A 21,315-nucleotide genomic window follows, 5' to 3' on the forward strand; every position below is an offset into this window, starting at 1 on the left:
GCTAAGAGCGTTGGTCGCAAGGATGATGACTGGCGAATTTAATAACCCCATGCGGTAGGATACCCGTGGAAGTTTAATTTATTGAAGATTAATTAAATGACTGAATCTTTTGCTCAACTCTTTGAAGAGTTTCTAAACGAAACAGAATTCCAACAAGGCAGCATCGTTAAAGGTACTGTAGTAGCTATCGAGAACGGTTTCGTTCTTGTTGACGCTGGTCTTAAGTCTGAATCTGCTATCCCTGCTGAACAGTTCAAGAACGCTGCTGGCGAACTTGAAGTTGAAGTTGGCGCTGAAGTAGACGTAGCTCTAGACGCTGTTGAAGATGGTTTCGGTGAAACTCAACTTTCTCGTGAGAAAGCTAAGCGTCACGAAGCTTGGATCGTACTTGAGAAAGCTTACGAAGAAGCTGAAACTGTTGTTGGTATCATCAACGGTAAAGTTAAAGGCGGTTTCACTGTTGAACTAAACGGTATCCGTGCTTTCCTTCCTGGCTCTCTAGTAGACGTACGTCCAATCCGCGACACTGCTCACCTAGAAAACAAAGAGCTAGAGTTCAAAGTTATCAAACTTGACCAAAAACGTAACAACGTAGTTGTTTCACGTCGTGCAGTTATCGAATCAGAGAACAGCGTTGAGCGTGACGAGCTTCTAGAAACTCTACAAGAAGGTTCTGAAGTTAAAGGTATCGTTAAGAACCTTACTGACTACGGTGCGTTCGTTGACCTAGGTGGCGTTGACGGTCTTCTACATATCACTGATATGGCTTGGAAGCGCGTTAAGCACCCATCTGAAATCGTTAACGTTGGTGACGAGATCCAAGTTAAAGTTCTTAAGTTCGACCGTGAGCGTACTCGCGTATCACTAGGTCTTAAGCAACTAGGCGAAGATCCATGGGTAGCAATCGCTAAGCGTTACCCAGAAGGTCACAAACTAACTGGTCGCGTAACTAACCTAACTGACTACGGCTGCTTCGTTGAAATCGAAGAAGGCGTTGAAGGTCTAGTTCACGTTTCAGAAATGGATTGGACTAACAAGAACATCCACCCTTCTAAAGTTGTTAATGTTGGCGACGAAGTTGAGGTTATGGTTCTTGAAATCGACGAAGAACGTCGTCGTATCTCTCTAGGTCTGAAACAGTGTAAAGCTAACCCATGGCAGTCATTCGCTGAAGCACAAGCTAAAGGCGACAAAGTTACTGGTAAGATCAAGTCTATCACTGACTTCGGTATCTTCATCGGTCTAGAAGGCGGCATCGACGGTCTAGTTCACCTATCTGACATTTCTTGGAATGTTGCTGGCGAAGAAGCTGTACGTGAGTACAAGAAAGGCGACGAGATCTCTGCAGTTGTTCTAGCAGTAGACGCTGAGCGTGAGCGCATCTCTCTAGGCATCAAGCAAATGGAAAATGACCCATTCAATGCTTACGTTGCTGACAACAAGAAAGGTGTTCTAGTTAACGCTACTGTAACTGCTGTTGACGCTAAAGGCGCTACTGTTGAAATCGCAGAAGGCGTTGAAGGTTACATCCGTGCTTCTGAAGTATCACGCGATCGCGTAGAAGATGCTTCTCTAATCCTAAGCGCTGGTGATGTTGTTGAAGCGAAGTTCACAGGTGTAGACCGTAAGAACCGCGTAATCAACCTATCTATCAAAGCTAAAGACGAAGCTGACGAGCAAGAAGCAATGGCATCTATCAACAAGCAAGATGACAATGCATTCGGTAACGCAATGGCTGACGCTTTCAAAGCTGCTAAAGGCGAATAATATACTCGCTTAAGCAAAAAAGGAGCCGCAAGGCTCCTTTTTTATATTTGGTCATATTTAAGTAGTAATACTAATGACAGTAAACTATCTTAATAAAAGGCATTTCTTCATTGCGCATTTTGCATAAAATTTGTCTAGAATTGTCAGCAAGTGTTTGTTGGAATTAGTATTACTTACTATAATAAGTGATAAAGATACTCAAAGAGGGCAACTATGACTAAGTCTGAACTGATTGAAAGACTCTGCGCTGAGCAAACACACTTATCAGCGAAAGAGGTAGAGGATGCTGTAAAAGATATTTTAGAGCACATGGCCTCTACACTAGAGAGCGGTGACCGTATCGAGATCCGTGGCTTTGGTAGTTTTTCTCTTCATTACCGCGAGCCTCGCGTAGGTCGTAACCCTAAAACGGGCGATAAAGTGGAATTGGAAGGTAAATACGTTCCACATTTCAAACCTGGTAAAGAACTTCGTGAGCGTGTAAATATTGGTTAATGCACTCTTATTAGTTTGAAAAAAGCGGCATACGTTTGTGTATGCCGCTTTTTTGTAATGTATCCAAGTTAGTCATACATCCAAGATCGTTTACTAATCTAATTGTAGATTCAGCCGTTTTCCTTGCTGCTTTCTATACCCAAATAACTTTAACTTCTAAGCATGTCTACAAACTAAGCATCTTGAGGTTACTTGGGTATAGATTATTGCTAATATACGTAGTCTGAAGAAGCATTTTCCTGCATAATCTTACCGACTTACTCCTAGAAGGGTGATGTAACATGAAAATTATAAAAATCGTTGCTGTTTTAGCTCTCTTTTTAATTGCATTGGCGTTAGGTTCCCAAAACCAAGAGCTCGTGACTTTTAACTATCTTCTAGCAAAAGGAGAGTTCCACTTATCTACGCTATTAGGTGTAGTATTTGTGGTTGGCTTTGCTTTAGCGTGGGTTATCTTTGGTAGCATCCAACTGAAAACTCAGCTACAGGTCCGTCGTTTAAAGAAAAAACTGAAAAAGTACGAACCAACTGAATCAAACAACGCTGCTGATAAGCCAGCCATTGAAAAACAGGCATAAGGATAAGGCTTAACTTTAATGCTTGAACTACTCTTCTTGTTGTTGCCTATAGCTGCTGCGTATGGCTGGTATATGGGGCATCGCAGCGCTCAGCAAGACAAGCAGAAGCAATCTCATCAAATCTCTCGTCAGTATATGACGGGTCTTAATCTGCTGCTCTCTGACCAATCAGATAAGGCTGTCGATCACTTTATTGAATTGCTCCAAGTTGATAACGAGACCATTGATACTCACCTTGCGTTGGGTAACCTGTTCCGGTCTCGTGGTGAAGTCGACCGCGCAATCAGAATTCACCAAAATCTTATTTCTCGTTCAGGCTTAACACTGGACCAAAAGAACCTCGCCCTTCAACAGTTAGCGAAAGACTACATGGTCTCTGGTTTTCTTGATCGTGCAGAGAAAATCTTCGAACAGTTAGTCGAAGAGCCAGATTACAAAGAGGCGGCTCTTCAACAATTAGTGACCATTTATCAGCAAACACGAGAATGGGAAAAGGCGATTTATTACGCGAACCAATTGGCTAAGTTAGGTAATAAACGCTCAAGGATGCGTGCAAATATTGCCCATTTTTGGTGTGAAATAGCCATGCTCGACCAAGCTGATGGGAATACTAATAAGGCAATACAGCATTTTAAAAAAGCGTTAGCGGAAGACCCGAAGTGTGTTCGAGCAAGTATTGCTTTGGGACGAATTTACCTAGAGTCTGAAGACTATAAGCACACCATCAAATATCTGACGGGGGTACTTGAGCAAGATAAAGACTTTATCAGTGATGTCTTGCCAACTATTGCAGAATGCTATCATCATCTGGGTCAGGAAGATGAACTTGTCGAGTTTCTGAGAGCTTGTATTGATAAGAAAGCAGGCGTATCAGCCGAGTTGATGTTGGCTCAATTAGTTGCTCATCACGAGAACGTTGGGGCTGCTCAAGAGTTACTGACGAAACAATTGCTGAAAAATCCAACCATGAAGGGCTTCTACCGTTTAATTGACTACCACATTGCAGAAGCAGAAGATGGTCGAGCGAAAGACAGCCTATCAACACTACAAGCGATGGTGGGTGAACAGTTAAAAGTGAAACCGCATTACCGATGCCGGAAGTGTGGATTTTCTACCCATTCCCTTTATTGGCATTGTCCGTCCTGTAAAGGATGGGGGACGATCAAGCCAATCCGCGGATTGGATGGTGAATAATTCTTAATGCAGCTGGCAGAGTTTCTGTCCGCTGCATTTTTTTAACTTTTTATTGAATAAGAACCAAAACAGTTAGGAGATGAAATGATCGACCAAAAAGTTATTGTCGCACTGGATTATGATAACCAAGCAGATGCACTTGCGTTTGTAGATAGAATTGATCCTGCGTCATGCCGACTAAAAGTTGGCAAGGAGATGTTTACGCTATTTGGTCCTGATTTTGTACGTGAACTCCATAAACGTGGTTTCTCTGTATTCCTAGATTTAAAATTTCACGATATTCCAAACACCTGTTCGAAAGCAGTTCGCGCTGCGGCTGAAATGGGTGTATGGATGGTGAACGTACACGCGAGCGGTGGTGAGCGTATGATGACGGCATCACGTGAAATTCTTGAGCCATATGGTAAAGATCGTCCACTTCTTATCGGTGTAACGGTACTAACCAGTATGGAACAAAGTGATTTAGCTGGTATTGGTTTGAATGTTGCGCCTCAGGAGCAAGTTATTCGTCTAGCAACCTTGACCAAAAACGCAGGTTTAGATGGCGTGGTATGTTCAGCGCAAGAGTCCTCACTACTGAAGAGCGAACTAGGCCAAGAATTTAAATTAGTGACCCCTGGTATTCGACCTGCTGGCTCAGAACAAGGTGACCAACGCCGTATCATGACGCCAGTAGACGCTATCCAATCAGGTTCAGATTATCTTGTGATTGGTCGCCCTATCACTCAAGCGTCAAATCCTGCAGAAGTGCTGAAGTCGATCAATGAGAGCTTATCTAACATGTAAGCACTGTCTCGATTGTATGGAGAAAAGTGAGGCTAAGATGCCTCACTTTTTACATCGAATGAAAATACTGATCGCGGTAAACAACCATTCCTTTTAACCAGCTATGTCTGATCATTTACTCGCTTTAACCGGTATATCGGGGCCAATTGAGATCAAGGTTCTGCGGTTTATTCTGAGTAAAGTAGGGCTTGGTACTATGTCGATCACACTTTTGTAACATAACTCACTGTGATGCCTCGAAAATGCAACCATGTGTTATTGATGGCTTGCGTTACAAATGTCTAAAGAATACTATGGCGAAGATGCATTCACTGCGTTGTAAGGTCTAGGATGACCTAGTGAAACTCTTTGAAATTAATATAGAAGCTGGCAGGACGTCACTTCATATTACGTTCCTATTATTTCCTATCTGCGTATTTTAAATCGCAGCTTTCTGTGAGCTTTCACACACTGTCTTCCTTGTTACGACCTTAGTGCGCAAACACAACAAGGAAGAAACATGACTAAAAAACTGCCATTTTCAGTACTAGCAACACTGACCGCTGCCAGTTTTCAACTGAGTGCGGCAGAATTGCCAGCTGATATCGAATGGATTTCAAACAACAACGAACCTCTATTTGCCTCTGAAGAGGCGGTACGAGGTGGCACCTATCGCACTTACATTCAGAGCTTTCCGCAAACATTACGAAGTGTTGGTCCAGATGCGAACTCAGGTTTGCGCCAATACTTAATGGATGGTTCACCAAAACTGGCTCAGCGTCATCCAAATACTGGCAAATGGATCCCTCAACTTGCTAAGTCATGGGCATTTGGAGAGGACAACAAAACCGTATTCTTTAAACTCGACGAAACGGCCGAGTGGTCAGATGGTGAAAAAATTACAGCAGATGATTACGTCTTTATGATGAAGTACTACACGTCAAAAGACATTATCGACCCGTGGTATAACGACTTCTTCACAAACAGTATTGTGAGTGTTGAAAAAATTGATGACTACACGATCAAAGTCAACCTTGCTGTAGCTCAAAGTCATGACTCACTTATGGTTATGATTAACATGCCAAGTAATGGTTTTCAGCCTCGTCCTGAACACTTCTTTGAAGGAGAAAAGGACGCAAATAACGATGGCATGCCTGATAACTTCGTCAGAAAGTTTAACTTTAAATCTGAGCCAACCGCAGCGCCTTACTACATTGATCAAGTGAAGAAAGGTAAGAGCGTAACATTCAAACATGTCGGTGAAGATTGGTGGGGATACAACAACCGCTACTATAAAAACCGTTATAACGTTGAAAAGGTTCGCATTAAGGTGATTCGCGATCCTGATATTGCCATGAAGCACTTTGAGAAAGGCAACTTAGACTACTTTGAGATGGTGCTACCAAGCTTTTGGCATGACAAAACCAATAGTGATGTGTACAAAAAAGGCTATATCCAAAAGTACTGGGGCTTTAACGAAGCACCGCAAGGAGCTGGTGGTCTTTGGATGAACACAGCTATGCCGATGTTGGATAACCTAGAAGTGCGTAAAGGTGTTATGGCAGCCACTGACTATGACGGCATGATTGAAAACATCATGCGTGGAGATTATTCACGTAAACCGCATGGACTCGGCTTTGGTCATGGCGAATACGATGATCCTAACAATACACCGCCAAAGTTTGATGCTGATGCGGCGGTTAAACACTTCGAAAAAGCGGGCTTTGACAAAGTGGGCGCAGATGGTATTCGTGTTAACGACAAGGGCCAACGCTTGAGCTTTGCTATCACCTACGGATACAACTCTTGGACACCGCGTATTGCATACCTGAAAGAGCAAGCGAAACTTGCTGGTCTTGAGTTCACGTTAAACTTGGTGGATGGCTCATCTGCGTTTAAATACATTCTTGAGAAAAAGCATCAGCTAGCGTTTTTGAATATGGGCTCTGGTGAGATCCCTGCGTATTGGGAATACCTACACTCGGATAATGCAAATCGACCACAAACGAATGCTCACACCAACTACAGCAGCCCTGAGCTAGACAAGTTAATTGAAGCGTATGACTCTGAGTTTGATCAGGAGAAGCGTTACGACTTGTCGCATCAAATCCAAAACTATGTCAGCAAAGCAAATATCATCGTTCCTGGCTACATGGTGCCTTATTCTCGAGTTGCTCATTGGCGCTGGGTTAAAATTCCTAAAAACGGCATGACAAAAGCGACAGAATGGGTGCTTCATCCAATGGATATCGGTAATTTCTGGATTGATAACCAAGTAAAAGAAGAGACAGAAGAAGCGATGGACGAGGGTAAAACCTTCCCAGAACTAACGGTAATTGATGATCGTTACAAATTGTAAATCAGTAGTTTAGAGAGAAAATGATAGCCCCGATAATGAATTTTATCGGGGCTTTCTTTTTTACTTAATAAGGTAAGACACTTCTAAAAGGTAGGTTTTTGCATCACCAAGCAAAGAGAACGCTCTATCGATGGTTTTAAATCGATCATCAAGCGAGTCGCTAGATATCAGCTGGCTGAATGTTTGCAACGAAAAAGCTTCGTTTGCTTTGAAGAACTGATGTACGTTTTCAAGCTGAACTTTATGAATATGCTCCACCTTATTTAGGGCGGTGGTTAAATCGGAAATGTTAATCGACATTGCTACTCGGGAACCTTATCAATAAGACCTATATGAGGTCATAGAGTGGGGTTTTATATTTTGCGACAGAGAGTAACACCGAAGAGCAATTTATAGTCTGATGAAGATCAATTTGCCTTATTTAAGCATCTGTAACGCGACACTAGACGTGTACCTAGAGCTAGTACACGTTACAACGCTTGAATATAGGCTAGGGTTTCACCTGATCAAAAGTAAAAGCCAAGTCCGACTAAAAGCCCTTGAGAAGCTGTATCATATTCAAATACTCCCTCATTTTTGTAATCAACCCAGGTCGACTTGTAAGCTAAGTTGAGATCAGACCATTCGTTAAAACGATAACGAACACCAGTTTGAATGGCATAAGTGAAGTGAGTATCGTTGCCAAGTCCGGCGTCGATGCTGGCATGAAATCGCCAGTTTTCGCTCAATTCATCAATGAGTCGCAAGCCAACTAAAAAATCGACCCAATCTTCTTGTAATGACAGTCTATCTTCTAGTACCCGGTTATCATTACGATACAGCTTGCCGGTGATGTCATTGTCCCACCAACGTAATCCAAACATATAATCCAGTTTACCAAATGAATATTGTTCGCGTTGGAATGCCTTTGCTTCTAGAACACCTTGCCGTATTTCGATGTCCGCACGATAACGAGCGTTAGGCAGAGCGCCCTTGATATTATTAACATCACCACTTAAGTTCATGAAACTATAATCTATGTAGTAGCCCCACTTACTTTGGTAAATACTCTCGAATCGCAACATCGCCCCAATATCGAGGTGGTCTACGATGAACTTAGGATCGACATCCACCTCTGATGAAAAGCGACCAATACTGGTATCCCCGTGGATATTCAGTCCTAGCATGTACACTTCTATGCTATTTCGCCAACGAGATTCTTGTGTCTCGGTTGAGAGCGCTACTGATGTAGGTAATACAAGAATGAGTGAGGAGAGTGATAGCAGGTTACATGGTTTCATCCAATTTCCTTTTCGGCTTTTCGTCAGCTTTCAGCTTAGTAGAAGTCGCTACACTCTGCATAAAAAAGGGAAGCAACTTGCTTCCCTGTAATTAACATTGACTTTAGAGTTGTTTGGCAATGTCTGAGGTTAGGCTTTCTAAGCCTATGGATAAAGCGTTGACGAGCGCTTCATAGCCCTCATCTTGAAGCGGCTGAGAGATTTGTATTGGCGCGCTGTTTTCTACCTTACCTTCGGCATTAATGAGTAACCATTCCCCCTCAATTTCGATATTACCTTTGTAGCTGCCATTAAATTTATTTAACGTAAGCTGTAGTTTGGCTTCACCGCTTTGATCCAACAGATTATTCATTTCAGTCGGCCAGTAATGACTTTGCTTGTGACGTAGTTCCGCGACAACTCTCTGAGTGATTTGCTCGGAAATACTGTGCGCCCATTGATTGTGTTTTGCCTGAATAACTTGGGTCTCAGAGGTTCGATAAACAATGCCATTATCATTCAAATAACTCGCCAATGTCACTGGACGAACAACTAAAGTTGGGCGCTGAGCGATATCAGAAGAGCTCAGAGTCACTGGTTCCGCCTTAGGTAGAAGGTACATAGCTCCTTTAGTTTGCGGAGCGCTACTGCAACCCGTTAGACCGACAAATAGCGCGATAGACAGAAAGAATACTCGTTTCATTAGTTTTGGCCTTTAACTGGTATTGGGTCACTGATTTCATCTTCTCCAAACACAAGAGAGTTTGGCTTTTCGTTTAGCTGTTTAAGTACGGGTTTAAACTCTGTCATCACGCTTTCTAATTCTTTTAGCGTGGCTTCCATTTCGCTGTACATGGTTGAGTTGGGCCCATAACCATCGAGTGTTTTTTGTAATTGCTGTAAGCTTTGGCGAATATCTGTTGGGATCTCTTGCGTCTCTTTTTGATTCAAAAGTTTATCAATACTGTCCGCCACGCGTTCTGCTGAAGCTAACGTTTTTTCGGACGTTTTTAACGTTGAATTGAGAGAGTCTAGTGTTTCTTCCATTGGTAAGTTATTAATCTTATTTAGGAAGTCGTTCACTTGGCGCTGAACCTGCGCAAAACCACCACGCATGGTTGGGAAAACATCTAAATCAGCAAACTTACTCGGTACGTAAGGCTCGTCATTTGGATAGAAGTCGGCGTCAACATATAGTGCGCCTGTTAATAAGTTACCTGTTTTTAAAGTACCACGTAGGCCTTTAGCAAACTCACTCTTCAATTTATCTTTTAACATTGGCAAAGATTGGGATTGGAAATCGCCATAAACACGGCCGAGCTCGATACGTACCAATACAGGGATTTTTTTCGCAGAAAAGTTCTCTTCTGGGGTTGGAAGTCGCATTGGTACACGCATCACAGTACCAATTCTCAAGCCTCGATATTCGACAGGTGCCTTACGTTTAAGCCCTCGTACCGATTCATCAAAAAGCATAACGAATTCAATATAATCATCGTACATGCCTTCTCGAAGTTGTTTAATATCATCATACAAGCGGAAGTTGACCATATTTTCAGTGAGCTGTTCACCGGATTCAAGACCTGGAACGGTATCGAAGGTAACACCACCCGTTAGCATGCTCTCTAATGAGCCAAACTTGACTTCGAACCCTTCAGCGTTGAGCTGTAAATCTACGCCAGAATTCAGCCAGAACTTGGTACGAGTGCGCACTAAGCTGTCATAAGGCTTGAAAATAAAGAGTTGGTATAACGCTTTGCGAGTGTCAACATCAAAGCTGGTTTTCTCTACACGACCAACCGTAAAGCCTTTATAAATGACGGGGTCACCAACGCCTAGCTTACCAGCCTCGCGGTGTGTTAACACAAGGCGTAACCCCTCTGCATCAGGAGAGGCGACTGGGGGAACATCTAAGACCGTAAAGCGCTCTTTCTCTATTTTAGATTTACCCGGCTGAAGTTGGATATAAGCGCCAGAGAGCAAGGTTTCTAAACCTGAAACGCCATCACGGCCAATACGAGGCTTCACCACCCAAAACATGGTGTCATCTCGCAACATGCGTTCTGCATCCTTGTTCATTTGTGCCTTAGCGATGATGTGATCGTAATTTTCACTGAGAGTGACTTCAGTAATCAGTCCGACTTTTACATTCAATGCTCGGATTTCGGTTTTGCCAACCTCAATCCCATCTGCGGTTGGCAGTTGGAGAGTAATTTGTGGGCCTGTACTGTTGATATATTGGAACAGCATCCACGCTCCCATGGCTAGCGCAAGGATCGGGACAATCCATATCGCAGAAATCTGCTTTTGCGGTTTTATTTGAGCGGTTACGTTGTTCTCATCACTCATATTTGGCTTTCTCGTTTAAGTTGTCAGAAATCGGCTCCTGCACTTCGTGTTGTGGCAATTGCCACAACAAACGTGAGTCAAATATCATTGCAGAAAGCATAGTAAAAATGACCACTGCCGCGAAAGAGAGCGCAGCAGGACCTGGATAAATCGCCATTAAGTTTTGCAGTTGAACCAGTGCAACTAAGATCGCGACGACGAAGATATCGATCATGGACCAACGGCCAATAAACTCAGTTATACGGTAGATCTTTAAGCGTGAAATACTCTCTTCGTGCGGAAGATATCGCGCTTTTTGCGCATTGTAATACAGCCACGCGAGTGCCAGCATTTTCGCCATTGGAATAAATACGCTAGCAAAGAAAATTACCATCGCAATAGGGTAAGAACCTAAATGCCAAAGCAATATTACCCCCTCCATGATAGTCGAACCTTCTGCATGTCCAAGGCTTACGGTGTACATCATAGGGTAGAGGTTCGCAGGGATATAGAAAATGATTGAAGCAAACAAAAGCGCCCAAGCTTTTTGTAAATTGTCTGCGGGGTTGTATTTGTGAATAGGGCTTTTACAACGAATGCAGTGTTGGTGTTTTTTAGCTTCAATAGGGTTGAGCTGGTGGCACGTATGACAACCAATATGGTTGTGGTTATGGTGCGTATCACCCTCTTTTACATCAGGTAGCTCGATAGCTGGAATAAAGTGCCCCCAGAGCCAGCTTTTGTCGACCATTGATATGCATTTGACTACCAGAACGGTATATACACAAAACGCCCAGAATGAAGTGCCCATTCCTATGTCTGCGAGGGAAGCGATTTTAATTAAGCTGACCAAGACGCCAATCAAAAAGACATCCACCATTAACCAGGGTTCGACTCGAAACAGAAGACGGCATAAAACTTTTGCCATTCGTTGCTGCTTTCTAGAGGGGGTATGTTTACGTGCTTTTAATGCTTCAAGGTGAAGAAAGAGAATGAGACCAACATAGATTGCAGGCAAAACGATAACTGTTGCGAGTAGCAGCACACCCAAAAGCACATTTTGAAACTCAGCCAGCATTTTGGCAGCGTGCAACAAGGTGATCTCTTGCGACAACCCTTGCACGCTGAACGACATAAAAGGGAAAGAAATGCTTAGCACTAACATGATCAAACATGCCGATGATATGGCGATCACGCTTTGGTAAGGCTTGGCATTCACTTTAGTCAGCGAATGCGAACATCGAGGACATTGTGCTTTTTGCCCCTGTTCGATATCGGGAATGCGAACAACAAGCCCGCACTCTTCGCATGAAATTAACTGACGGGAATTAGGTTGAATACTCATCGGGTAGGTTTTAGATTCATTTGCTTTAAGAATACTCTTTTTTCACTAGGCACGCTTGTTTTGATTCAGGAGTTTACGAGTTTCTTACTTTTGGCATTAGAGCATATGGGAGATCTAAGACATAAACGAAGTCGCGTTTGGTACAAGATTTTACGGCGAAGATGAGTATGTTGGAAGCCGAAAGTAATATGATGTTGCTTGTTTATTGGAGGGGGTAACTACTTGTTTTTAAGGGTAAGTAACCCTGCCCAGATAATCTGAGCAGGGAAAAAGAGCATTTTATTTAAGGTGCTTAGTTGTACTTTACTTGACCGTTCCGCTCTTAAAGGCATTGGAGCCGACTTGCGTACCGTTGAGCGTTTTGCCGTAATAGCCTTGGTGCTGGTGATATTTCTCCGCGTTTGCGGTGACATTGCCTTTGAATCGAGGATCTTGTGGACGCTCATGGCTGTTAACGTATGCTGCGACATCCCAAGCTTCTTGCTCTGTCAGCTGCACACTTTTCCCAAGCGGCATGTTTTCGTAAATAAAATAGGCCGCTGTGTTAATCCGGTGCATACCTGCGCCCCAGTTATACGCATATTCGCCCCAAAGTGGTGGAATGTATGAGTGGCCGTTGGTGTCTTTGATGCCAGAACCGTCGGCGCGATGGCAAGTTTCACAGTTCTTTTCGTAGACCAGTGCGCCTCGCTCTATTGATGGTTCTTGCTCAGGGGCGTTGATTTTTGGGTAGCCACGCCCAGAGAGATTACCTCGCTTTTCAATTGGTAGTGCTTGTGCGATGGCTTCGGGCAACGGGAAGTCTTTTGCTTTTCCACCAATTTGTAACGCTTTTGCGTCTAGCTCTGGAATGGGTTCATCCGCCATACCATGTTTGTCAAGCAAGCCGCCCATCGCTAACCAGTAGGCGTAAGCACTAAGGGCAACAATTTCTGGCGAATCGTAAGCGGGCGCTTTACCGTTCATGGAATACTCGAAACAACCCTGGATACGGTCAGCATAGCTGTTTACGCGATCGTTTTTCTTACGATATGCCGGGTATGCCATGTAAGCTGCCCACAGTGGCGCAGCGTTTGCTTTTCGTCCTGCCTCCATATGGCAGTTCACACAGTTTTGTTCGTTGCCAACGTATTTTCCGCGCATTTGTTGTGAGTTAACAAAGAGCGAGTAACCGCGTTTTACTTGCTCACCAAATGCGGTGTTTGGGATTGTGCTGAGATCACGCGGTTTTAAGTATTCACCGTGATTTTCTTTTTCTATCGCAGGTAGCTCTTTCTGGCGGTCCGGTAATGGATCGTTAGCTAGTACGAGCGTAGAAATGAAAGGCAGTGCGAACAAAGAATAGAAACGTTTCATGACTGCTCCTAGTAACGTAATGAGGCAAAGTAGTAAGCAAGATTTTCGATCTCTTTGTCAGTGAGATTTTTTGCGATGGTCCCCATCATATTGAGCGGGTCGCCACTGCGAGTGCCGTTTTTCCATGCCATCAATTGCGTTTTTAAGTAATCAGCATGTTGGCTTGCGAGGCGAGGGAACTTGTCGACGCCCATACCGCTGGCTCCATGACAAGTTGCGCAAGCTGGAATATTTCTATCCCAATCGCCTTGGAAAATTAACTTACGATACGGGTTACGAATATCAGCTTGGTCGCCGCGTTGTTCTGGATTCGTGAACTCATAGCTCGGGAGGTTAGCAAAGTACTCCATAACTTCCTTACGGTCTGCGGGATCGCTGAGTTCCTTCGCCATGCCTTGCATGACCACATTTTGGCGTTCGCCACTAAGGAATAGTTCGATTTGAGTGTTGAGATAATTCGCGTTTAAACCAGCGATCATCGGCGCGATATTTGGCTGTCCCATGCCATCTTGGCCGTGACAACCGCTACATACGCTGGCTTTTTCCGGAATAGACGAGGCGCTTGCGCCCATAGTGGTTGCTAACAAACAGGCCACCACCACTGGAAGAATTTTTGACATGCTGACTCACTTTAATTTTTATTAATATGTCTAAGTGCTACTTGGTAGTCACTTGGACAATATTGTCGGCCTTGTCAATAATGAAAGGTATTGTGGATTTCCACATATTTAATAAGTGTAAATGGCCGTATTTGTTTTTATTGGTTGTTCTATAAGCGATAAAAACAAAGTGGTGAAGAGCTGCACAAATCGGCAGCTCTAAGTGGTAGAGACGTCTTAACGTGCGGCGTTACGCTTTGCGGATTTTGGCCGGCAGGGACTGACGTGCCGCCGCGCCCACTACCCAATCCAACAACACGCCTTTGCCTTCTCGAGTAGGGTCAATTAAGCCAATGTCGTTAATGTTGACGCCATCTTGGCTGCGCGTTTTTACGGGTTGTTGTTTATCGCCGATCCAGTGCGAGCGTTGTCCTAGCTCGGTATGACCAAACCCATGTTCAAATCCGAGTGTACTAGGGCGAATCCCGCTGACTATCATTGCGAGTGCTTTGGTGCTTGCAGATGGTGTCTCGATAACAAACTCATCACCTGTTTTAATGCCTGCGCGCTCGGCATCGATTGGATGGATGTACACTGGGTTTACGCCTTTAATCGAGTTCAACCTTGGCGATAGATTGGATACCGCACTGTGAATGTTGGATTTAAAGTTCGTCAGGCTGAAAGGCCACTCTGAGCTTGGGAACTGGTCTTCCATTGGTGTGCCATCGGCCAGTTTTTGTGGATGCCATGTTGGGCAACCGGTGTAGAAATCACCGGTCATGGTGTTTCTTGCGCTGCCGACACGTTCATTCCATATCGCAACAGGTCGTGTCCATTTGTGCTTCATTTGCTCACCTTGATACGCTTCGGTTGCATTTTCAAAGCGTCCACCGCGAGCAAAAATAAACGCCACACGTTTCATCTCATCCGCTGTCAGCGTCTTCTGCATGGCTGGCATTAAACGCTCTAGGCCGGACCACGCAATGTCTTCTGCCGAAACTTCAGGCACCCCGCCTTTCACATACGCCAAGTTTGCCGCGGAACGTAAGTAGAAATCTTCAGCGCTGTGGAGGGCGTGCCAATTCCCTTGCGCATCTTGAATCGCGTTGTCACCAAAGCCGCCTAGTTGCATTTTCTTGGCGACATCAATCAAAAAGTTTTCTAAGCAAATTGAACGACCATCGGCGGTTTTCTCTGTTCGCGCTCCCACAATCGGCCAGCGAGCGGTGACGGTTTTCACCGGAACGTCGTGCCAAGGCGTTGCCATACCCCAGCTTTCGTAGGTGACCGTGTCCGGCACAATATAGTCCGACAATGCGGTGGTTTCGTTAATGAACGCATCAACAGTCACAATCAAACCGAGTTGTTTTGGATCTTTAAGCTTGTCTTCCAGCAGCGCTTTCAAACCGGGTACACCATACATTGGGTTCGCCATGTGATTGATCCACGCTTTAACGCGGTATGGATAACCATCAATAGCCGCAGATAGGTGCTCTGTCAGCAGTGGCGCTGCAAACGGATACCAAGGTGCGCGAGTTGGGTAAGGGGATTTTCCTGCCTCAACGCGACGCTTGTATTCGCTGGTTTTGTGGTAGGGGAATTTACTGCGCGATAGAAAGACGCCTTTCGGGCCGACCTTACCCGCAAATTTGGTGAAGTCGTAACGAGGACCCGCAGCGGAAGTTGGGTAGCCACCCGCTTTGGCCATCGCGCCGCCTTTCATGTTGATATTACCAATCAATGCATTGAGCATCATGATGGTAAACGAGTTATAGAACCCATTGGTGTGCATGTTGCCACCGTGGGTATCGACCACCGCTTTTGTGCCGTAGCTGGTGAAGCGTTTCGCTAGTTCTGCGATTTGCTCAACAGGGATCTCACATTGTTTGCTGTAGAACGCAAGGCTGTATTTGAACGCCTCTTCTTTGAGCCTTTGTAGAGACGATTTTACTCGTACTTCGCCTGATGCAAGCGAAACCGTTTTATCGACAAACAGTGCCGCTTCTTCTGTCTGGGTATGCACACCAAATTCGCCTCTTTGCTCATCCACGATGACGTACGGGTCGGAGTCAGACAACGCTTCGCCCTCAAATGGCAGGTTCAAGTCCGACGCGCGTAAAAACGTGCCGTTTCTCGGGTGCTGATTATCGCTTATCACAAGATGCGTAGCATTACACCAGTGCGCGGTGCCGGCTCGTTTCATCGCGTTTGCCCCCGGCTGCGCCAAGAAGGTTTTGTTGTAGCGTTGGTTTTCGATGATCCACTGGATCATGCCAAGCACGAGGGCAGAGTCGGTGCCCGGTTTGATTGGTATCCAGCGGTTGTTGTCACCGGCGGCCAAGCTCGATGAACCCGCCGGCAAACTTGGCGTGATGATGGTGTATTCCAAGCTGCCTTCTGTTCGCGCATTGGCGAGTTGGCGCGCCTGACGCTTAAAAGGGTTACCCGCTTGAGCTGGCGACATACCGATGAAGATGATGTATTCCGCATTATCAAAATCTGGCTTTAAGTGTGCGTTCTTATCTAAGTCGTTCATAAATGCGCCGCTGCCAGCACGAAATGCATAGCCGCAGTAAGAGCCATGATGCCCAAAGTTACGTGTACCATAGCTGTTGAACGCGAAGCGTTTGAATATGTCGTCTCGGCCTTCGTTACCGGCGTTGGTCATTAACAATTGGTTGGCTTTCGGTCCATATTCTGGGTTTTCAGGATCTACGGGCGTTGTTAAATCGTGAATGTCGCGTAAGCCATCAACATGGCCTTCACCAAATAAATCACCACCTTCTACGATTTCTTCTATCAATTGCTCGTAGCTGATCGGAATCCATTTTCCTTCGCCGCGTTTGCCAACTCGTTTCAGTGGCTGAGTAATGCGGTACGGGCTGTTGCGAATTTCTAGCATCCCATTGCCACGTGCGCATGCTGTTGAACGACCGTCAAGGCCCGCTTCTCCTGTCAAACTTAAATAAGCATCTTTGACTGGCGTTTCGAACGGAATGTGTTGCTGATGAGAGAGTGGGTGATATGGGTTGCCAGTAATACGCAAAATCTCGTCGTTGCGGTTATCAATGCGTACACGCAATCCGCACAGTGACCAACAACCAAAGCACATCGATGGCGCAACGCGCTGATTTGGATTCGGGATTAGGTTGCCTTTGCTGTTGACCGTGTACTCTGGTTCAAGCGAGTTACCGTGGTGAATATCACGCGTTTTTTCTCCCGCAGTGCCTTCGAGCGCACCTTCGACCATGTGTTTGGTGGTGGTGGCGTAACCCGCAGCGAATGCGCCAAGCCCACCCACTGCAATGCCTGATTTCAAAAACTGACGGCGTTTGTTATCCATGATGAAATCCCCTTTGATTAGCGTTCAGTTAAGGTGAGTGATGAGGCTTTTACTTCGATCTTTTGTTTTGGCTGAACCAGCTCCGAACTGAGCAGTGCCAGTGCAAGCCATAATCCGAGCATGCCGATAATGCCTATCCAGCCATTTCCATCCATAGTGAGTTGGTATGGATACAGCCCTGCATCGAACTTGGCGATGGTTTGCACTTCCATGATGGTAAACCAGCGAATCAGCCATGCACTTTCCAGTGCGGCAGCAGACACAAAACTGAGCCCTATGACGTGACGAAATCTGGCTGATGCGGACTTTTTGGTATCGCGCAAGAAGATGAAAGCGAGCAAAACACAACCTAAAACGACAAAAGTGAGCAGGGCAATGTTGTGCATCCATTGTTCGCTAGAATAGAGCGAAAATGCGGAATTGTTGGATGCCCAAATCGGTAGCAGTATCAGCGTTAATACACCGCTGGTAACCACTGATTTTTTAAGTAAATTAGTATCGCCAGATGTCAGCGTCTTTGACTGACTAGGCAGCAAGAGCCAAATCAACAGAGAAAATCCGACCGCGCCCATAAATGCAGTGACAAACCAAAGAATTGGTGACGCGGGTTGGTGCCATAAAGGGCGCGATTGAACGACTGCAATTTCAGCTCCAGTATAAAGGGCGATGGTTAAGCCTGATAACACGGTGATTGCAGATATTGTGAGCATCACTTTGTGAGAAATAGCCCATTCACCAAGCGACAACTTAGATAACAGAGGTAGGACTTTTCCCGGTTGATTTCGCAGTGCGATAAGATCCTCGCGGAGATACAGCCATGCAGTCACTACCGCTAAACCTGAGAAAACAGGCAAGAAAAGCGACCCTAAAGACATCCATGACCACGGAGTGATGTGTGCGTAAAAATGCCATGCGCGTCCCGGTTGGTGAAGGTCGCCAGTTAACGCTAATGGCCCCACGATGGCGCCGATGGCCAGCGTCAGAACAAGCGCAGCGCGCAGTCTGTGACTGGTGTGTTTTTCAAATAATAGGGCGATTAGGAATAAAACAGCAGCCGCATAAGCCGAACCGATGTAGAAGAAATATTGCACCGCCCACGGGAGCCAAGCCATCGCTTGAGGTTGGACTAACACTTCGGTGATGTTCATGCGCGCTCTCCCTGTGGGTCGTAAATAGCAGGTTGTCCGTCGATGTGGCTGGTGAAGCGTTCATCCATGCCGATGTAAAACACGTGAGGCTTGGTGCCTTCATTGGGTTTTAGCACTTTGATATCGTCTTGGTGCTTCGCAATTAAGTGGCGGACTTCACTTGATGGATCATTCAAATCACCAATTACACGTGCACCGCCAACACAGGTTTCCACGCAGGCAGGCAATAGACCTTGTTCTAGACGGTGAGCACAGAAGGTACATTTATCTGCGGTGAGGGTGTCTTCATTGATAAAGCGAGCATCGTAAGGGCAAGCTTGTACGCAGTACGCGCAGGCGACGCAGCGGCTGTTATCCACCATGACAATGCCATCTTTGCGCTGAAAGGTTGCTTGAACCGGACACACTGCCACGCAAGGTGGGTTGTCGCAGTGGTTACAAAGGCGCGGTAGCATAAAGGCTTTTGCTTCTCGCGTGGTAGAGCCATCATCTAACGTAACTTCGTATTGCTTTACGGTGGTTCGGAATTGACCGATAGGCGCTTGGTTCTCGATGCTGCAACCCACAGTGCAAGCCTGGCATCCGACACATTTACGCAAATCTATCACCATGGCATAACGCTTCCCGACTTGTCCTTTTCGGTCAGCGGACTGGTTATTTCGAATAATGTTTCCCGCAGTTGCCGTGCCAATGCCTGCGACTGGAATTAACGCGGCTCCGGCTGTGACCGCGCTGAGAAAGCGACGTTTGGTGGAATCCATAACTCACCTGCTTTTTTGTTGTATTTGAATTGACTGATTCCATTGTGAGAAATGCACTGCGAGGCTTATATTGTGGATTTCCACATACCCAGATCAAACTTGATCTAAAACAAATGTGGTTTAGGGAAGGTAGCTGTTATTCTTGTCGTACTCTCTTGACGGAACGATTCGACTCATCATGAAAAAAGCACTGTGGCTTCAGCTTTGGATTCTTTGCTTAGTTGCCTTTGCATCTTTGGCTCACGGCGCAGTTTCTGAACAAGCAGATCTGCAAGAGCAAAAAGCAGAGCAGCCACAGGTCAAGAAAAAAGTCGAAGTGGGCGTGTTAGCGATACGTGGTCATCTTTATGCCGAGCAGAGATGGCAACCGACCATTGATTGGCTCAATCAGCAAATTTCCGATGTGCATTTTGTTCTTCATCCCCTTAACTTGGATGAAATGGGCGAAGCGGTGAAGTTTCAGACCATGGATTTCATCTTAACCAACCCAGGTCAAGCAGTGCGGTTGGGCAGGCAATACGCGCTGTCGTGGATGGCAACGCTAACCAGCAGAGCACCACAAAACTCGAATTACGGAATTGGTTCGGCGCTTGTGGTTCGAGCCAATTCAAGTTATCAAACGGTGCAAGATGTCTCAGGACGTCCCGTTGCGGCGGTATCAGAAAAAGCCTTTGGTGGTTATCTAACGATGCGCTATCAAATAGTCAAAATGGGGCTTAATCCAAACGATTTCTTTTCCGATGTCCGCTATCTTGGTTTTCCTATTGATGCCAACCTGTATCAATTACGTGATGGCAATGTGGAAGCGGCCGTCGTCCCTGCTTGTTTATTGGAACAGATGTTAAGTGAAGGGCTTTTACAACCGGGTAATTACCGAGTTTTAAATCAACAGCCGAACGAGCGCTCGTTATGCGCTGTTTCCACACCGCTTTATCCTAACTGGTCATTTGCCAAAACAGAGCGCGGCTCAGCTCAGATTGCCAAACAGATTGCGCAAGTATTGTTAGCGATGCCACCTGAACACCCTGCGGTTATTGCGGCAGGCGCGTCAGGTTGGACGTCCCCCGTCAGCTTGCTGAGCATCGACAAACTTTATCAGGCGTTGGATCTCCATCCGTTGCAACAACCTTGGTGGCAAGAAGCATTGCGCTGGCTGCGTAGTCATCAAGAATGGGCATGGGCGCTGTTCATGTTTGTTATTGTGTTGAACGCGTACCACTTTTGGCTTGAGTATCGATTTAGCAAGAGTAAGCAAGCGTTGGAGCAGACATCGTTACGATTAAAAGAGAAAAGCGAACAGTTAGAACACTCACAAAGAGTCGCGATTGTCGGAGAAATCGGCACTAGTCTTGCCCATGAACTCAATCAGCCATTGGCGGCCATTCGCAATTACAGTGAAGGCGGTTTACTTCGCTTGGCCAAAAAGCGCCCTCATGAAGATATTGTCCCAGTGCTTGAGAAAATACAGGGCCAAGTTGAACGAGCCGATGCAATTATTCAGCGCTTAAGAACGTTGATCCGCAAGCGTAGTGTCGACAAAGTGCCGTGCGATCTTCAAGTACTCATTGATGACACGATTGAGTTACTCCATTTTCGGATGCAGAAGCAAAACATTTCTCTTGTGGCCAGTACAGAAGGGAACATTCGTCCGTTACTTGTCGATGCAGTTGGCGTACAACAGGTTTTAGTTAATGTGATCAGCAACGCGATTGATGCGTGTACTTTGTTCCAAGAGAAATATCACTCATCAGGTTATCAAGGTAAAATTGCCCTGCATTGCGATTACCAAATCAATCAACTCTCTATTCGAGTGTTAGACAATGGTACAGGGTTGCAGCAAGAGAATCCGACTCAAGCGTTTGTGAGTAGCAAAGAAGAAGGGCTTGGGCTAGGGTTAGCCATTTGTCGCGATGTGATGGAAATGCATGGTGGCGAGTTTGTCATCAGCTCGACAGCACCACATGGTTGTTTGGTTGAGCTTGTGTTTCCATATCAAAACTAATCTGAACTAGGCATAG

The 21,315-nt window shown here is 45.5% G+C and carries 17 protein-coding genes; 7 read left to right on the forward strand and 10 right to left on the reverse strand.

Features of this window, described 5'->3' with window-relative positions; genetic code table 11:
- Positions 1-96: 96 nt before the first annotated feature.
- From rpsA to R7E47_RS07625, 6 genes are all read left to right on the forward strand, one after another.
- A complete protein-coding gene (rpsA, locus tag R7E47_RS07600; RefSeq protein ID WP_005385817.1) occupies positions 97-1,767 on the forward strand; it encodes a 30S ribosomal protein S1 in 1,671 nt (556 codons plus the stop codon).
- A 213-nt stretch (positions 1,768-1,980) separates the two neighbouring features.
- Positions 1,981-2,262, forward strand: coding sequence for an integration host factor subunit beta (gene ihfB, locus R7E47_RS07605; protein ID WP_005385816.1), 282 nt, complete (start codon positions 1,981-1,983; stop codon positions 2,260-2,262).
- A gap of 281 nt (positions 2,263-2,543) precedes the next feature.
- Positions 2,544-2,840, forward strand: a complete 297-nt coding sequence (locus tag R7E47_RS07610) for a LapA family protein (protein WP_005376663.1) — start codon at positions 2,544-2,546, stop codon at positions 2,838-2,840.
- An 18-nt stretch (positions 2,841-2,858) separates the two neighbouring features.
- The gene (gene lapB, locus R7E47_RS07615) at positions 2,859-4,034 is read left to right on the forward strand and encodes a lipopolysaccharide assembly protein LapB (RefSeq protein ID WP_005376665.1); all 1,176 of its coding nucleotides are present in this window, start codon (positions 2,859-2,861) and stop codon (positions 4,032-4,034) included.
- An 84-nt stretch (positions 4,035-4,118) separates the two neighbouring features.
- Entirely contained in the window at positions 4,119-4,820 is a 702-nt protein-coding gene (gene pyrF / locus R7E47_RS07620) for an orotidine-5'-phosphate decarboxylase (protein ID WP_005376667.1), read from the forward strand.
- 499 nt (positions 4,821-5,319) lie between these two features.
- Positions 5,320-7,158 carry an extracellular solute-binding protein gene (locus R7E47_RS07625; protein ID WP_017633867.1) on the forward strand — a complete coding sequence of 613 codons (1,839 nt, stop codon included), beginning with the start codon at positions 5,320-5,322 and terminating at the stop codon, positions 7,156-7,158.
- 60 nt (positions 7,159-7,218) lie between these two features.
- Here the strand turns inward: R7E47_RS07625 and R7E47_RS07630 are convergent, their stop codons facing one another.
- The 10 genes from R7E47_RS07630 to dsrO form a co-directional block, all read right to left on the reverse strand.
- On the reverse strand, positions 7,219-7,458 hold the full coding sequence (locus R7E47_RS07630) for a hypothetical protein (RefSeq protein WP_033905728.1): 240 nt from the start codon (positions 7,456-7,458) through the stop codon (positions 7,219-7,221).
- Between the two features lie 206 nt (positions 7,459-7,664).
- Complete coding sequence (locus R7E47_RS07635) at positions 7,665-8,438, reverse strand: hypothetical protein (protein WP_042523080.1); 774 nt, start codon at positions 8,436-8,438, stop codon at positions 7,665-7,667.
- Between the two features lie 103 nt (positions 8,439-8,541).
- Positions 8,542-9,120, reverse strand: coding sequence for a membrane integrity-associated transporter subunit PqiC (locus R7E47_RS07640; RefSeq protein ID WP_017821657.1), 579 nt, complete (start codon positions 9,118-9,120; stop codon positions 8,542-8,544).
- Positions 9,120-10,766 (reverse strand): intermembrane transport protein PqiB, encoded by a 1,647-nt coding sequence (gene pqiB / locus R7E47_RS07645; protein ID WP_005376682.1) that lies wholly within the window; start codon positions 10,764-10,766, stop codon positions 9,120-9,122. The genes R7E47_RS07640 and pqiB overlap by 1 nt, the downstream gene beginning before the upstream one ends.
- On the reverse strand, positions 10,759-12,090 hold the full coding sequence (locus tag R7E47_RS07650; RefSeq protein ID WP_318084008.1) for a paraquat-inducible protein A: 1,332 nt from the start codon (positions 12,088-12,090) through the stop codon (positions 10,759-10,761). Before R7E47_RS07650 ends, pqiB begins: the two co-directional genes overlap by 8 nt.
- Positions 12,091-12,393: 303 nt before the next feature.
- Positions 12,394-13,446 carry a c-type cytochrome gene (locus tag R7E47_RS07655; protein ID WP_262591386.1) on the reverse strand — a complete coding sequence of 351 codons (1,053 nt, stop codon included), beginning with the start codon at positions 13,444-13,446 and terminating at the stop codon, positions 12,394-12,396.
- A gap of 8 nt (positions 13,447-13,454) precedes the next feature.
- Positions 13,455-14,018, reverse strand: a complete 564-nt coding sequence (locus R7E47_RS07660) for a c-type cytochrome (protein WP_370687796.1) — start codon at positions 14,016-14,018, stop codon at positions 13,455-13,457.
- A gap of 277 nt (positions 14,019-14,295) precedes the next feature.
- Positions 14,296-17,388, reverse strand: a complete 3,093-nt coding sequence (locus R7E47_RS07665; RefSeq protein ID WP_318084009.1) for a tetrathionate reductase subunit A — start codon at positions 17,386-17,388, stop codon at positions 14,296-14,298.
- A gap of 17 nt (positions 17,389-17,405) precedes the next feature.
- A complete protein-coding gene (gene nrfD / locus R7E47_RS07670; RefSeq protein WP_318084010.1) occupies positions 17,406-18,536 on the reverse strand; it encodes an NrfD/PsrC family molybdoenzyme membrane anchor subunit in 1,131 nt (376 codons plus the stop codon).
- Positions 18,533-19,297, reverse strand: coding sequence for a sulfate reduction electron transfer complex DsrMKJOP subunit DsrO (dsrO, locus tag R7E47_RS07675; RefSeq protein WP_047103392.1), 765 nt, complete (start codon positions 19,295-19,297; stop codon positions 18,533-18,535). Before dsrO ends, nrfD begins: the two co-directional genes overlap by 4 nt.
- A gap of 178 nt (positions 19,298-19,475) precedes the next feature.
- Between dsrO and R7E47_RS07680 the strand changes: the two genes are divergently transcribed.
- Positions 19,476-21,299, forward strand: a complete 1,824-nt coding sequence (locus R7E47_RS07680) for a sensor histidine kinase (protein ID WP_258669284.1) — start codon at positions 19,476-19,478, stop codon at positions 21,297-21,299.
- Positions 21,300-21,315: the final 16 nt, after the last annotated feature.

The organism is Vibrio sp. Vb1026 (assembly GCF_033338745.1).
Lineage (GTDB): Bacteria > Pseudomonadota > Gammaproteobacteria > Enterobacterales > Vibrionaceae > Vibrio > Vibrio alginolyticus.